The organism is Flavobacterium sp. GW823-FHT04A11 (genome assembly GCF_058796535.1).
Genome location: NZ_CM179503.1, coordinates 3,308,153 through 3,322,501 on the forward strand (window position 1 = coordinate 3,308,153; position 14,349 = coordinate 3,322,501).

The 14,349-nt window shown below is 35.8% G+C and carries 14 protein-coding genes; 5 read left to right on the forward strand and 9 right to left on the reverse strand.

What is annotated here, in order from left to right; translation table 11 throughout:
• Nucleotides 1-31: 31 nt before the first annotated feature.
• Together AC3QL1_RS14225 and AC3QL1_RS14230 are read right to left on the reverse strand one after the other, a co-directional pair.
• Nucleotides 32-766, reverse strand: a complete 735-nt coding sequence (locus AC3QL1_RS14225; RefSeq protein ID WP_492492329.1) for an AAA family ATPase — start codon at nt 764-766, stop codon at nt 32-34.
• A gap of 29 nt (nt 767-795) precedes the next feature.
• Nucleotides 796-1,527 carry a YggS family pyridoxal phosphate-dependent enzyme gene (locus AC3QL1_RS14230; RefSeq protein WP_492492330.1) on the reverse strand — a complete coding sequence of 244 codons (732 nt, stop codon included), beginning with the start codon at nt 1,525-1,527 and terminating at the stop codon, nt 796-798.
• Between the two features lie 454 nt (nt 1,528-1,981).
• On the opposite strand from AC3QL1_RS14230, the gene AC3QL1_RS14235 reads away from it, so the two are divergent.
• The 3 genes from AC3QL1_RS14235 to AC3QL1_RS14245 all read left to right on the forward strand — a co-directional run bounded on the left by AC3QL1_RS14235 (nt 1,982) and on the right by AC3QL1_RS14245 (nt 3,573).
• Nucleotides 1,982-2,215 (forward strand): thioredoxin family protein, encoded by a 234-nt coding sequence (locus AC3QL1_RS14235; RefSeq protein WP_492492332.1) that lies wholly within the window; start codon nt 1,982-1,984, stop codon nt 2,213-2,215.
• A 288-nt stretch (nt 2,216-2,503) separates the two neighbouring features.
• Nucleotides 2,504-2,767, forward strand: a complete 264-nt coding sequence (locus AC3QL1_RS14240; protein ID WP_492492334.1) for a DUF2024 family protein — start codon at nt 2,504-2,506, stop codon at nt 2,765-2,767.
• A gap of 200 nt (nt 2,768-2,967) precedes the next feature.
• Complete coding sequence (locus AC3QL1_RS14245; RefSeq protein WP_492492335.1) at nt 2,968-3,573, forward strand: MarR family winged helix-turn-helix transcriptional regulator; 606 nt, start codon at nt 2,968-2,970, stop codon at nt 3,571-3,573.
• Here the strand turns inward: AC3QL1_RS14245 and pdxR are convergent.
• The 7 genes from pdxR to AC3QL1_RS14280 all read right to left on the reverse strand — a co-directional run bounded on the left by pdxR (nt 3,568) and on the right by AC3QL1_RS14280 (nt 9,753).
• The gene (gene pdxR / locus AC3QL1_RS14250; protein ID WP_492492336.1) at nt 3,568-4,980 is read right to left on the reverse strand and encodes a MocR-like pyridoxine biosynthesis transcription factor PdxR; all 1,413 of its coding nucleotides are present in this window, start codon (nt 4,978-4,980) and stop codon (nt 3,568-3,570) included. The two genes, AC3QL1_RS14245 and pdxR, sit on opposite strands and share 6 nt — an antisense overlap.
• A gap of 57 nt (nt 4,981-5,037) precedes the next feature.
• Nucleotides 5,038-5,604 (reverse strand): cysteine hydrolase family protein, encoded by a 567-nt coding sequence (locus AC3QL1_RS14255; RefSeq protein WP_492492337.1) that lies wholly within the window; start codon nt 5,602-5,604, stop codon nt 5,038-5,040.
• 73 nt (nt 5,605-5,677) lie between these two features.
• A complete protein-coding gene (locus AC3QL1_RS14260) occupies nt 5,678-6,634 on the reverse strand; it encodes a GlxA family transcriptional regulator (protein ID WP_492492339.1) in 957 nt (318 codons plus the stop codon).
• A gap of 22 nt (nt 6,635-6,656) precedes the next feature.
• A complete protein-coding gene (locus tag AC3QL1_RS14265; protein WP_492492341.1) occupies nt 6,657-7,544 on the reverse strand; it encodes a dienelactone hydrolase family protein in 888 nt (295 codons plus the stop codon).
• A 124-nt stretch (nt 7,545-7,668) separates the two neighbouring features.
• The gene (locus tag AC3QL1_RS14270; RefSeq protein WP_492492342.1) at nt 7,669-7,962 is read right to left on the reverse strand and encodes a DUF3861 domain-containing protein; all 294 of its coding nucleotides are present in this window, start codon (nt 7,960-7,962) and stop codon (nt 7,669-7,671) included.
• A gap of 16 nt (nt 7,963-7,978) precedes the next feature.
• Entirely contained in the window at nt 7,979-8,710 is a 732-nt protein-coding gene (locus tag AC3QL1_RS14275; protein WP_492492343.1) for a LytR/AlgR family response regulator transcription factor, read from the reverse strand.
• Nucleotides 8,710-9,753 (reverse strand): sensor histidine kinase, encoded by a 1,044-nt coding sequence (locus AC3QL1_RS14280; RefSeq protein ID WP_492492345.1) that lies wholly within the window; start codon nt 9,751-9,753, stop codon nt 8,710-8,712. Before AC3QL1_RS14280 ends, AC3QL1_RS14275 begins: the two co-directional genes overlap by 1 nt.
• Before the next feature lie 263 nt (nt 9,754-10,016).
• Between AC3QL1_RS14280 and AC3QL1_RS14285 the strand changes: the two genes are divergently transcribed.
• Both AC3QL1_RS14285 and AC3QL1_RS14290 read left to right on the forward strand, forming a co-directional pair.
• The gene (locus tag AC3QL1_RS14285) at nt 10,017-11,171 is read left to right on the forward strand and encodes an efflux RND transporter periplasmic adaptor subunit (RefSeq protein WP_492492346.1); all 1,155 of its coding nucleotides are present in this window, start codon (nt 10,017-10,019) and stop codon (nt 11,169-11,171) included.
• 6 nt (nt 11,172-11,177) lie between these two features.
• Entirely contained in the window at nt 11,178-14,345 is a 3,168-nt protein-coding gene (locus AC3QL1_RS14290) for an efflux RND transporter permease subunit (RefSeq protein ID WP_492492348.1), read from the forward strand.
• Nucleotides 14,346-14,349: the final 4 nt, after the last annotated feature.

The window sequence follows — 14,349 nt, forward strand, 5'->3', positions numbered from 1 at the left end:
TTTGGTTAGGTTAGTTATTTATTGACAGAGTTTAGGATTTATTTCTAAACTCTGTTTTTTTATGCTGAAAATCTAATTCTGCGATAATCTGTTTCTTCATCGAAGTATGCACATAATCTTTTGCTTCGGCATATGAAATAGCGTATTTAAGTGGAATGTCTTGTAAATGAACAGGAAATGGAGCGAGAATTTTATCATAATACACATCCAGTTCACTATCATTTGGCATTTGAAACTTCAATTTTAATTGAAATCTTCGCAGTAAAGCGGTATCAATATTGTGGTAATGGTTTGTCGCACAAATAAGTAAGCTTTCACTCGGCAAATAATCCATCAATTGAATAATCGTGTTGACAAGACGTTTCATTTCGGCAACATCTTTGTCTTCGCTGTCACGGCTTTTTCCGATCTGATCAAATTCATCGAGAAATAAAACGGCTTTTTCGCGGATGGCTTTGTCAAAAATGGCTTTTACATTTTTAGAAGTTTCACCAATTCTCGCATTGATTAAAGTGCTCAGGTTAATGATCACAATACTTTTGTTTAAAGCAGTTGCAATCGCTTTTGCTGTTGTTGTTTTGCCACAACCGGAATGTCCGTGCAGTAATATTTTATTATCCACCTGAAGATTATATTTCTTTAATTCGTCCAGATATTGATGTTCCTTGATGGTTTGCAGTAAAGCCGCTTTGTTTTCTTCGCTGAAAAGCAAATCATTCAAAACAATTTTTTCAGTATCATTTACCGTAAGTTCGTACAGATTCATTAGCGTTTTATTTGCTGCAAAATTAGATTTTATTCTGCAATATTCTCGTTCCAGATTTCTTTTCCTAAAAATCGATTGCCAAAAATGGAAGTTCCAATCCGAACAATATTTGAACCTTCGGCTATAGCCAATTCTAAATCCTGCGACATTCCCATAGAAAGCTTTAAATTATTGATGCCTTCTATTTTTTCAGCATAAATTTCATCCCTGATTTCCCTTAATAATCGGAGTGAAGGCCGCATCTTTTCTTTTTCTACATCTAATAAACCAATCGTCATCAATCCTTTGATTTCTAACGTATCGTATTTTTTTATTTCGTTAATAAAAGGTATTACGTCGTTTGGAGACAATCCAAATTTGCTTTCTTCAAATGACGTATTGACCTGAATAAAAATATCCAAAGTTCTTCCTTCTTTTTGAAGTTGTTTGTCTAATTCCTGTGCCAGATTTAATCGATCCAATGATTGAATGCAGGTTACATATTTCAAAACGTCTTTTATTTTGTTAGTTTGCAAATGCCCAATAAAATGGCGTTCTATCTTTAAATCCTTCAGTTCCGCATATTTATCGCGGAATTCCTGCATCTTATTTTCGCCAATTAAAGTTTCTCCGGCTTCAATTGCGATTCTTATTTTTTGAGCAGGAACAGTTTTAGTTGCCAGTAAAAGCTGAACATCTGATGCTTTTCTGCCAGAGAGTTGACAGGCATTTTCGATACGATGGTGAACCTGTTTCAAATTAAAAAGTATATCCTCTTTCATAATACAAAAATAGAAATGAGCTGGATTATAAATAAGATCCAGTTTGCAGTATTTAAGATAGTCCAGTTTAGGACTTAATATGCAAGGATCAAAGTTTTAGTTTCTCGCAGATTTGGCAGATTGAGCAGATTTATTTGGTTTATTTTAATCTGCTAAAATTTTAGTTAGTTTCTATATCTGCTTTATCTGCAAAATCTGCGAGAAAAATTAAACATATAGGGACATAGATTTCTTTTCAAAGGACCTCACTATGTTTTATTAAACAAGTGAAACGCCTTTAAATAAGTTATAAAATCTATGTTTCTATGTGTTAAAATTAATCATTCAATCTACTTTATTAAAATTCTAACTGGACCAGTAAACCGTCATAAATCACAAAACTGGATGATTTAATGGTTAGGTATCCTGACTAATTTTGTCTCAGAAATAAAAGTTTAACTTAAAACAAATCAAAATGAGCAAATCAATTTTTTATCACGCAGGCTGTCCGGTTTGCATTAGTGCAGAACACGACATTTTAAATTTAATTGGTTCTTCTTCTGTTGAAGTAGTGAACATTGGAACAGACAGAAGCAGAATCGCCGATGCGCAACAAGCAGGTGTAAAATCAGTTCCGGCATTGGTAACGCCAACCGGAAATGTATTGCATATCAATTTTGGTGCTTCTATGGCAGATGTCATCGGATAAATGAAAATAACCTCTTTGTATATTTCAGAGAGGTTATTTTAAAAGAAAAACAAATAACTAAATTAACCCCCTATTGGTGTAATATTTTTAACACATAGAAACATAGATTGTTGAAAGTAAAAAAGGCGTTTCGCTTGCATTAACAATCCCGAAGCTTCGGAACTATGTGTGAGAAACTAGTTTCGTTATGATTTACTTTTTCAAATCATAAAAATCTATGTTTCTATGTGTTTAATTAAAATTTTTCATGTAGTACATCTAACGGGATAAAATATAAAAACACAAATTATGAAAGTAGCAGTATGGGATACTTATGTAACCCGAAAAGACGGAAAAGTGATGCATTTTGATATTCTCGTAGATGAAAATACAGACGATGCCAATACCGTTTTTGAATTTGGAAGAAGTTATCTTAAAACCATTTTTCAAGAAGGTCAGCCTTTGACTTCAAAGGAATGTACGTTTTGCCATATCGATAAAGCGCCCGCTGAAATCGAAAATCAAATCCTTAAAAATGGATATTCGATCATCGAAATGGAGAATTGTTATTGAATTAAATTTTTCACGCAGATTTTAAAAGATTAATGCAGATATACGCAAATGATTATCCAAATTAAATCTGCTTAAATCTGTAAAATCTGCGTGAAACAAAATCTTTTTAATCCGATAATCTGTGGCTAGTTAAGTTCTTGAGGATTATTATTATAGACTGAAAGTTTGGGGGCTTTCAGTCTATTTTTATTTATGATGATATGAAAAATGTTTTTGATTTAGAAATACAAAATAGCGCTATTGAAGGTAAAATCGTAGCAGGAATGGAACGGTTGTCTCAGGTTTTCAGGATTTTATTGTGGGAAAAAGCAAAGAAACACAATTTGAGTCCGATACAGATTCAGCTTTTGATCTTTATAAAAAATCATTCTAAAAACAAATCGACTGTGAGTTATCTGGCGAGAGAATTTAATCTATCCAAAGCCACAGTTAGCGATACGATTAAGATTTTGGAACAAAAACAATACATTACAAAAGAAATTCAGCCCAGTGATTCGAGAAGTTACATTGTTGCATTAACACCAAAAGGCTTGGAAATAGTGCTCTTAACGGAAAATTATACTGATCCGTTGTATGATATTGTAGCTTCTGTCAATGAAAATGATAAAATGATTTTGTGGAAAAATATGAGTTCTTTAATCGAACAATTGAATCATTTACAAGTTATTAATGTTCAGAATGCCTGTCATAATTGTCATTATTTTTCCGAACAAAACGGAAAAAAGCAATGTCGTTTAATGAATATTCAATTAGAAACAAACGATATCAGATTGGATTGCCAAGATCATAAACCCAGACGTTTATAATAATTTTGAAAGCGCTATTATTCCTTCTTCCATTTGCTGTTCTGTTAAGGAAGCATATCCTAATCTGAAGCCTGAAATTGGGTTTTGATAACTAAATCGTTCCGGATGCATTGTTTTAATGCCTTTGCTTAAGAGTTTTTCACAAACCTCTTCTGCTTTTACATCAGCATTTGGAACAATCCAAAATGCGAGTCCGCCTTCGGGTTTTAAGAATGTTACTTTATCTTTAAGATGTTGATTACAAAGGGTTTCAAAAAAATCTCTTTTTGCTTTATATATAAGGTTGGTTTTTTTAAGATGTCTTTTGATTTTGCCTTCGTTAATAAGATGTAAAACGGCTTCTTCCATAATGTTATCGCCCTGAACATCGATCATTTTTCGGTGTTTAGCCACTTTTTGAACAATTTCTGCCGAGCTCGCCAGATATCCAATTCGCAATGCCGGAGCTACAATTTTGCTTAAAGTACCAATATAAATGAAGTTTTGAGCATTGCTATAACTCGAAATAGGCAAAATAGGACGCTGCCCAAAATGAAATTCATTGTCATAATCATCTTCAATAATCGTAAAACCGTACTTATTTGAGAGTTCGATGAGTTTTAATCGCTTCTTCAGACTCATCGTCACAGTTGTTGGAAACTGATGATGCGGCGTAACATAAATGGCTTTTATGTTGTTGTGTTTTTTTAAATGCGCTTCGACTTCTTCTACATTTAAACCGTCTGAAGCTACATTTACCGGAAGTAAAACAGCGCCTGCGTTTTCAAAAGCTTCCCAGGCGGGTTTATATCCCGGGTTTTCAATCATCACATAATCTCCTTTTGTAAACAGGCAATGTGCGGCGAGATACATCGCCATCTGACTTCCACGTGTAATACAAATTTGATCGGGAGCGACGTTCATTCCTCTTTTAAAATTCAGCATCTGAACAATGGCTTTTCTAAACTCAATATCGCCCAGTTCGTTGCTGTAACCCATGATTTGCCAGCGTGATTTTCTGTTGAAAATTTCCCTGTACGCGCGTGCCAGATCATTCATAGGAGCGAGTCTGCTGTCCGGAAGTCCGTCATCAAAAACAAGATGTGGTTTTATTTCTTCAATTGCTGACGTCTTTTTTTCCTGATTTTTAGATTTTTGAATGATTTCAGGCAATATATCGGCGATGAAAGTTCCTTTTCGATCTATCGTAATTAACCAGCCTTCGGAAATTAAAACATCAATGGCTTCAATAACTGTATTTCTGTTTACATTCAGTAATCCTGCGAGCTGTCTGCTTCCGGGTAACGCATTGCCGCTGGTTAAATTACCTGATTTTACCGCATTGATGATGGCATCGGCAATTTGAAGATAAAGTGCTTTGTCTGATTTTTTATTGAGTTGAATTTCAAATTCCCAAGGCCTTAACATCTGGACTATCTATTTATATTTAAAAGATGTAAAATTGATAGTCCAAATTTACATTTTTTATACCAATTCCAGAAGTTTATCGGTATTAATAACTGTTGCAAATTCATTGTTTAAACTCGCTAAAGTGGTTTGATGAATTAACTCCGAATCAAATTTTTCACCGTTAATTCCAATTCGGTCAAAAGTAGCCGTAGCATCTGCAATTAAAAAAGTATCATAGCCATAATTTCCTGCCATTCTGGTTGTGGTAGAAACGCAATGGTTGGTGGTTAAACCCACAATCACCAAAGTTGTAATTTGTTGATTATCCAGTCTTTCTTTTAAATCTGTTCCGATAAAAGCGCTGTTTACATTTTTCACAATTACAGGTTCTCCGTCAATTGGTTTTGCTTCGTCTTTGATTTCAAATCCCGGATTTGACGCGTGTAATTTTGAAGTTGGATGCACAGAACTGTGTACAACATGGAAAATTGGCAATTGAAGCGATCTCCATTTTTCTAGAATTTCGGAAATTTTGGTTTCGGCATCTTTGTTATTTCGGTTTCCTCCCCAAAAAGCTTCGTCATTAAAACCTTTTTGAACATCGATTAAGATTAATGCGGCATTTTTGTCTCTAAGTTTCATTTGTATGTTTTTAAATGTTTGATACAAATGTACTTTGGTATGTTTTGCCGAAAAAGGACAAACAATAGTCGTTTTAAGACAGCATAAGTTTTAGCACAGTTGGCAAGGCTTCAACATGTTCTTCGAGCACCATTCTTAATTGTTTTGAAGTTTTGTAACCGCACAAATGGGCGATATGTTCTATTTTGTAATCGGAATTGGCGAGCAGGCTTTTGGCTTTTTCGATTCTTAATTTTGTTCGGTATTCGGCAATGGTAATTCCGGTTTCTTTTTTAAAAATTCGGGTTAGATTACGCGGACTTACATAAACCAAATCAGCCAGAAAATCAATCGTTGACGTTTTTTCTAAATTATAAATTATCCAATCCTGAATGGTATGAATTTTTTCGTCGCGATGATTTCTGTTTTGCAAATACACGCTTTCCTGTTCGTCAGTTCCGTTTCTTCGTTTATAGACAACTAATTCTTTGGCGATTTTGGTGGCGTTTTCTTTTCCGTGTCTTTCTTCGATTAGAAATAAAGCCAAATCAATACCTGTCACAATTCCGGCGCTGGTATAAATATTTTCAGATTTGGTAAAAAGGGTATTTTTTTGAGGTTTTAAAAGCGGAAAATCTTTTCTGAATTTTTCAATAAGTTTCCAGTGCGTGGTACATTCTTTATGATCTAAAAGTCCGGATTTGGCCAGCAAAAATGCTCCGGTACAAATACTGCAAATTGTAGTTTGGTTTTTATTTGCGTTATGCAGCCAGTTAAAAAACAAATCATCTTCTGAAAGTTTATCGATTTGCTGCGTGCTAAAACCGGAAATTATGATAATATCTTCTTTTTGCGGAGCTGTTTTTGCAAAAGGAATTAACGAAGAAAGTTCTAATCCTGAATTGGATTTGATGGAAGATTCAGCGCTGACAAACTTTAATTCATAATCAAAACCCAGGTTATTTGCTTCCTGAAATACGTCGACAACACCGCTCAAATCAAGCAAAGAGATTTGTTTTGGAATATAAAAATAAACGGTTGAATTTGTCATTTATGAGAAGATCTGCTGTTTTTTACTTTAATTTCTCCTTAAAAAAATCAATAGTTCTTGTCCACGACAATGTGGCTGCGGCTTCATCATATCGCGGCGTTGTATTGTTGTGAAAACCATGATTAACATTTGGATAAAAATAAGCGGTATTTTCGACTTTATTTTTATTGAGAACTTCCTGAAAAGCAGGCCAGCCTTCGTTTACACGGGTATCTAAACCTGCATAATGCAACATTAAAGGCGTTGTAATTTTTTCAGCTTCTTCTTTAGTGGGCTGTCCGCCATAATACGGAACTGCTGCTTTTAAAGTCGGAATTTTTACTGCCATCATATTCGAAATCCATCCGCCAAAACAAAATCCTACTACGCCAACATGGCCGTTGCAGTCTTTGTGTGCTTTAAGATATTCATAAGCAGCAATAAAATCTTCGAGCATTTCTTCGCGTGTTCTTTTCTTTTGCAATTCACGTCCGTCGTCGTCATTGCCGGGATAACCGCCTAATGGCGATAATGCATCCGGCGCCAGAGTAATGAAACCTTCGATGGCGGCGCGTCTTCCCACATCTTCAATATAAGGATTCAGACCGCGGTTTTCGTGTACAACAATTATTCCGGCTAATTTCTTTTTGGTATCTGAGGGCTGAGACAAAAGTCCTTTAATGCTTCCGCCGCCTTTTGGAGAATCGTAGTTGATATAGCCGCTTTTTAATCTTGGATCTGTGGGTGGAACTAAAAGAGTGTCGACATAATTGGGTGTCATAAAACTCAAAAGCGATGGGAGTGTAAGACTTCCAACAGCAAAAATGGAAAGTTTTTCGACAAATTGTCTTCGATTGATTTTGTTATGAGCGTAATCATCATACAAATCAAATACTTCCTGACTGATATCTTCTTTCGTTATTTTTTCCATGACTTTATTTTTTAAACTAAATTAAGAAAAATAAAATGGTTACGAATGAATATTTTTCGTCACGAATTCACGAATTTTTAAAACTAATAACTTTTAGATTCGCGAATTCGTGGCGTTTTTTAATTTATAAGCTCTTAAGCTTTTTCATGAAAAGAGGAAATACTTCATTTAATTCATCAAATAAAGGATTCTTGCGGTGTTTCAATTTGATCTCGCTGAATAATTTCAGGCCAAGTGCAAATTGTGTGGCCTCAGCTTCATTTTCGAATATATTCTTGTCTTTTATTCTTTCAATTATGCCAAATATTTCGTCATGATTCGTAAACTCGATTCCCAGTTCTTTTGCAGGTTCGGTTTCGCCGTTTGCGTATTGTTTTAAACTTAACGTCAGATAATATTTGTTTGCTCTTTTTTCCATAACAGTATTATTTAATCTATTTAATCCATTTGTCGACAATTGCCTTGAAGGTTTCTTTGTATTGTTCGCCTACGGTGATCTCGGCTTTATCAATAAAAATGGAATTTTTGCTGATAGCGCTAATTTTTTCGAGAGAAACGATATAAGAACGATGTACTCTCATAAATTTTGATGAAGGTAATTTTTCTTCAAGTGCTTTTAAAGATATGAGCGAAAGAATGGCTTTTTGAGAATCGTCGAAATGTACTTTTACATAATCTTTTAAACTTTCGATATACGAAATATCTTTGAGCGAAATCCGAACCCATTGGTATTCAACCTTCAAAAAGATAAATTCATCATCTGCAGAAATCGGTTGATATTGATTCGAAGATTCTTCGGTTATCTGCAAAACCTTATTTGCAGCGCGCAAAAACTCTTCGTAACTAAAAGGTTTTAAGAGATAATCTATCGCATTTACGCGATAACCTTCGATAGCATAATGATTGTATGCGGTTGTAAAAACAATTTTCGGCAATGGTCCGGGTTGTTCCTGCAAAAGTCGGGCAAGTTCCATTCCGGTTAAATTGGGCATATTAATGTCCAAAAAAACAAGATCCGGCTGTTTTTCGCGAATTAAAGAAAGGGCTTCAACGGCATTATCGCAACTCGCCGTCAATTCTAAAAAAGGCGTTTGCTCGATAAAAGTCTGCACCAATTTTAATGCGAGAGGTTCATCATCGACTGCTATACATTTTAATATTGTCATTATTCTAAAGTTATTTGCAGTTTTACATTATACATTCCGTTTTTACCAATGCCGGCGATTAATGAATGTTTATGCGGATAAATTAAATGCAGTCTGCGTTTTGTATTGGTTAATCCAATTCCGCCTTCATTTGATGTGGATGATTTTTCGAAATACGTGTTTTCTACTTCAAATTCAAGCGTGCTGCCTTTTTGTCTCAGCGAAATATGAATCGCACTCTTATCCGTGGCATGAACGCCGTGCTTAAAAGCATTCTCTACTAAAGGTAGTAATAACATTGGAACAATTGGATAATCGTGAATTTTTTCCGGAATATCTGTCGTAATCGTCAGTTTGCTGTTGGCGCGGAGTTTCATCAGAGCAATAAAATCTCTCATAAATTCGGCTTCTTTCAGTAAAGTTGTTGTTTCTTCCGTGCTGTAAAGTAAATAGCGCATCATTCTGCTTAGTGTGTGCAGTGCATTTCTGGAATCTTCAATATCTGTATAGGTTAAGGAATAAATGCTATTCAGGGAATTGAAGAAAAAATGCGGATTAATCTGCGCTTTCAGCATCGCCAATTCGGCCATTGTTTTATCCTGTTCCAGTTTTTGCTTGTGTTGTGCGGCTTTCTGCCAATACTGAAGCATCGCCAGACTGGTACTGATTCCTAAAACCATTAACGTCAGCATAAAAGCATAATTGTCAAAATAAGGATTTCTGTTTTTTTTGAAACCCAAAACAAGACTAACTTTTGCATGAAGGTCTGTTTGTGAAGTATAAAAGTAAGCGATAACCTGCATGGCAACAATTGTGAGGAAAGCCCAAATTAAAAAAGGAGAAATATTGTCTTTTATAATGGTTTTCGGAACAATGATTTTGGCATTAGAATAAAAAATAATAATCAGTAAAACCAATACAATAATCTGCCAGAGCCAAAAAACAGACGGCAGAATTACATTCCAGGTTATAGGGATGTAAAACAGCATTAGAAATCCCAACAATAACCAGCCAAGAATGTGTAATCCTGCAAATAAATAGGGTCTAAAGATGTTTGTCCACATTATAATTAATATTTTTTTTGACAATATTACATTTTATTTGGATGCAATTTTGAAGCAATCGCTAAAGAGAGATTTACAGTCCTTAAAAACCACGTTATAGCCGATGAATTTTTAAATTAAACAGTTGTTTAAATTTCAAAAATATCCATCGGCTCTAAACTTATATCTATCGATTGTGTCTGGGTTTTCGTCTATTCCAAAATTTTTGCGTACCTTAATTTAGTTATTTTGTTTACGTAATTTAGAAATCACACATTAATCCAATGAATAAGCAATCATTTTTAAGCCTTTTAGCAGCATCTATCGTAATCGCCTCGTGTGGTAAAAAAGATGACAAAGCAGCTCAGGCCGCAGCTGCAGCACAAGTTAAAGAATATAAAACGCTAACGTTACAGCCAGAATCAGCGACATTATTTACTGATTATCCGGCAAGTATACAAGGACAGCAAAACATAGAAATCCGTCCGAGAGTGGAAGGGTATATCGAGAAAATTTATGTTGATGAAGGTGCTGTTGTAAAAGCAGGGCAGCCTTTATTTAAAATCAACGCTCCTGAATTTGAGCAGGAAGTTCGTACGGCAACAGCCAGTATAAAAAGCGCTCAGGCAGCAGTAAGTTCAGCAAAACTAGCCGTAAATAAGGTTAGACCTCTTGTTGAAAAAGAAATCATTAGTAAATACGAATTAGAAACAGCTCAATTTAATTATGAGTCTGCCATGGCAACTTTGGCTCAGGCCAATGCAAGTTTAGTCAATGCAAGAACAAATTTGGGTTATACTACCGTTACAAGTCCGGTTGATGGGGTTGTGGGTTCTATTCCATTTCGTCTGGGAAGTTTGGTAAGTTCTAATACTGCTGATCCTTTAACGACAGTTTCAAGTATTGGAAACGTTTATGCTTATTTTGCGATGAACGAAAAAGTACTTTTAAACTTCACACAAGGTTCCGGAACACTGGCACAAAAAATCAAACAATTTCCGGCAGTTTCCTTATTACTTTCTGATGGATCTACTTACGACCAAAAAGGACATATCGAAACCGTAAACGGATTAATCAATACCGAAACTGGTACTGTAAATATCAGAGCGCGTTTTCCAAATCCAAGAGGTGTTATCAGAAGCGGAAGCAGCACAACAGTTAGAATTCCGAAAGAAGTAAAAGACGGATTAATTATTCCGCAAAGTGCGACATTCGAACTTCAGGACAAGATGTTTGCTGTTACTGTTGGAAAAGACGGCAAAACGAAAAATACCAATATTACGATCTTAGAAAATAGTGCAGGAAATTATTATGTGGTAACCAGTGGTTTAGAAGCCGGAGATCAGATTGTTTTAGAAGGAGTTGCATCTCTTAAAGAAGGAACTCAGATTAAAACTCAAAATCAGAATGCTGAAACTGTTTACGCAGACTTAAAATAAAATTACATGTTTAAAATATTCATACAAAGACCTGTACTCTCGACAGTAATATCGGTTATTATTGTCATTCTGGGTGTTTTAGGGCTTATAGCACTTCCTATTTCCCAATATCCGGATATTGCACCGCCAACGGTAAACGTTTCGGCAAGTTACACCGGAGCCAATGCAGATGTGGTACTAAAAAGTATCGTAATTCCGCTGGAAGAACAAATTAATGGTGTAGAAAACATGACTTACATGACTTCTACAGCAACAAATGATGGTAATGCGTCTATAAAAATCTTTTTTAAAGTAGGAACAAATCCTGATTTAGCCGCAGTAAACGTGCAAAACAGGGTTTCCAGAGCAACGAGTTTATTACCCGTAGAGGTAACTCAGGCCGGGGTTACGGTAACCAAAAGCCAGAGTAGTAACTTATTGATCTTCTCCTTATATAGTGACGATAAAGCATACGATCAGACTTTCCTTCAAAATTATGCCAAGATCAACCTTGTTCCGCAAATCCAGCGTGTTGTTGGGGTGGGAGATGTAACGGTTTTTGGTGCCAAAGATTATTCGATGAGAATCTGGTTAAAACCGGATATCATGCAGCAATATAAATTGATTCCAAGCGATATTTCGGCTGCTCTGGCAGAACAAAATATCGAGGCAGCACCGGGTAAATTTGGTGAAAACGGGAATCAGGCTTTTCAATATGTAATCAAATATAAAGGACGTTTAACAAGCGCTCAGGAATTTGGTGATATCGTGATCAAATCTGTTGGAAACGGGCAATTGCTGCGATTGAAAGATGTAGCAAAAGTAGAATTAGGATCGCTAAGTTATTCTGCAACAATTAAAACAAACGGTGTAGAATCTGCGGCGATGGCTATTAGTCAGACTCCGGGATCAAATGCGCGTGACGTAATCAACAATTCTAAAAAATTAATTGAAGAAGCGGCAAAAAACTTCCCAAAAGGAGTAAAATATACGCTTCTTGTGGATGTTAACGAAAACCTTGATGCTTCAATCGAAAAAGTAATTCACACTTTGATCGAAGCCTTTTTATTGGTTTTTATTGTAGTATTTATTTTCCTTCAGGATTTCAGATCTACGTTAATTCCGGCGATTGCGGTTCCGGTTGCGATTGTAGGAACATTTTTCTTCCTGAATTTATTTGGGTTTACGATTAACTTATTGACACTGTTTGCGATGGTTCTTGCCATTGGTATTGTGGTCGATGATGCGATTGTTGTTGTCGAAGCCGTGCATGCCAAGCTCGACAGCGGTTATAAATCATCCAAAAAAGCAACAATCGATGCGATGGATGAAATTTCGGGAGCAATTATTTCGATTACCCTTGTAATGGCGGCGGTATTTATTCCGGTAACGTTTATTACGGGTTCTACCGGAGTTTTCTACAAACAATTTGGTATCACACTTGCGGTTGCGATTATTCTTTCTGCGATTAACGCTTTGACTTTAAGTCCGGCTTTATGTGCTTTATTATTGAAACCTCATGCAGACGATCATAAACATAAAAGTTTTATTCAGCGTTTTTACACTTCGTTTAACGTTGCTTTTGATAATGTAACAGAGCGATACAAACGTTCGGTAAGTTTCCTTTCTGTTAAAAAATGGATTGTATTGGCCTCGATTTTAATTGCCGGTGCAGCTTTATTTTATATGATGAAAACCACGCCATCAGCTTTCGTTCCGGCAGAAGATCAGGGTACTGTTTTTGCCAACATTAGTTTACCGCCATCTGCTTCTATGGAACGTTCAGATATTATGGCCAAAAGAGTAGACAGTATTGCACACACGATTCCGGGTGTTAAAAATACGCTTCGTATTGTGGGACAAAACTTTACAGCAGGAGCGGGAAGTGCTTACAGTATGGTTATTGTAAAATTGCTGCCTTGGGATGAACGTGAGCTAAGCGTAAATGATGTAATTGCGCAGCTTTTTGCTAAAACAAGCGGAATTCGTGAAGCCAGTATCTTCTTTATTTCACCGCCAACTATTCAGGGATTTGGACAAAGTGGTGGATTTGAATTCCAATTACAGGATAAAGGAGGTCATTCAACAGCTGAATTCTTTAAAGTAAATACTGAATTTTTAGAGAAACTTTCAAAACGTCCTGAAATTCAATACGCAACAACGCCATTTAATCCTGGTTTCCCTCAATATATGATGGATGTTAATTTGGCTAAAGCCAAAGATGCAGGCGTGTCAGTCAATTCTATTTTGTCTACGATGCAGGGTTATTACGGAGGTTTATATGCTTCGAATTTCAATAAATTCGGAAAACAATACCGTGTTATGATTCAGGCTTCACCGGAATTCAGAACGAATACGGAAGGATTAAATAAAATCTTCGTTCGAAACAGTTCAGGAACAATGGCGCCAATTACAGAATTTGTAAAAATGACCAGGGTTTTTGGACCGGAATCCATTTCAAGATTCAACTTATTTACGTCTATTTCGATTACCGGAGCACCAAATCCTGGTTTTAGTTCTGGAGATGCCATTAAAGCAATTCAGGAAGTAGCCGCAGAAAATTTACCTGCAGGATATGGATATGAATTCTCTGGTTTAACACGTGAAGAATTAGCATCAGGAAGTGAAACAATTTTCATCTTTATATTGTGTCTTGTCTTTGTTTACTTCTTGTTAAGTGCACAATACGAGAGTTATATTTTGCCTTTTGCCGTATTATTTTCAATTCCGTTTGGATTGGCGGGAGCGTATTTGTTCTCGATTATATTCAAATTAAACAGTAATATTTACCTTCAGATTTCTTTAATCATGCTGATTGGATTACTGGCGAAAAACGGTATTTTGATCGTCGAATTTGCTTTGGACAGAAGACGAAAAGGATTACCAATTGTTCAATCTGCAATTGAAGGTGCCGTAGCGCGTTTACGTCCGATTTTAATGACCTCTTTCGCTTTTATTTTAGGACTTGTGCCTTTAATGTTTGCTTCAGGAGCCGGAGCGGTTGGTAATAAATCGATTGGTACGGGAGCCGTTGGCGGAATGTTAATCGGAACCGTTTTAGGAGTATTCGTTATTCCGGTATTGTTTATCGTTTTCCAGACTTTACAGGAAAAAGTGAGTGGCCCGGCAAAAGATGGTTATGATGACGAAGATGACGATGAAGAAGTTCAATTATTAGAAGCTCATAAAGAGTAGTAAT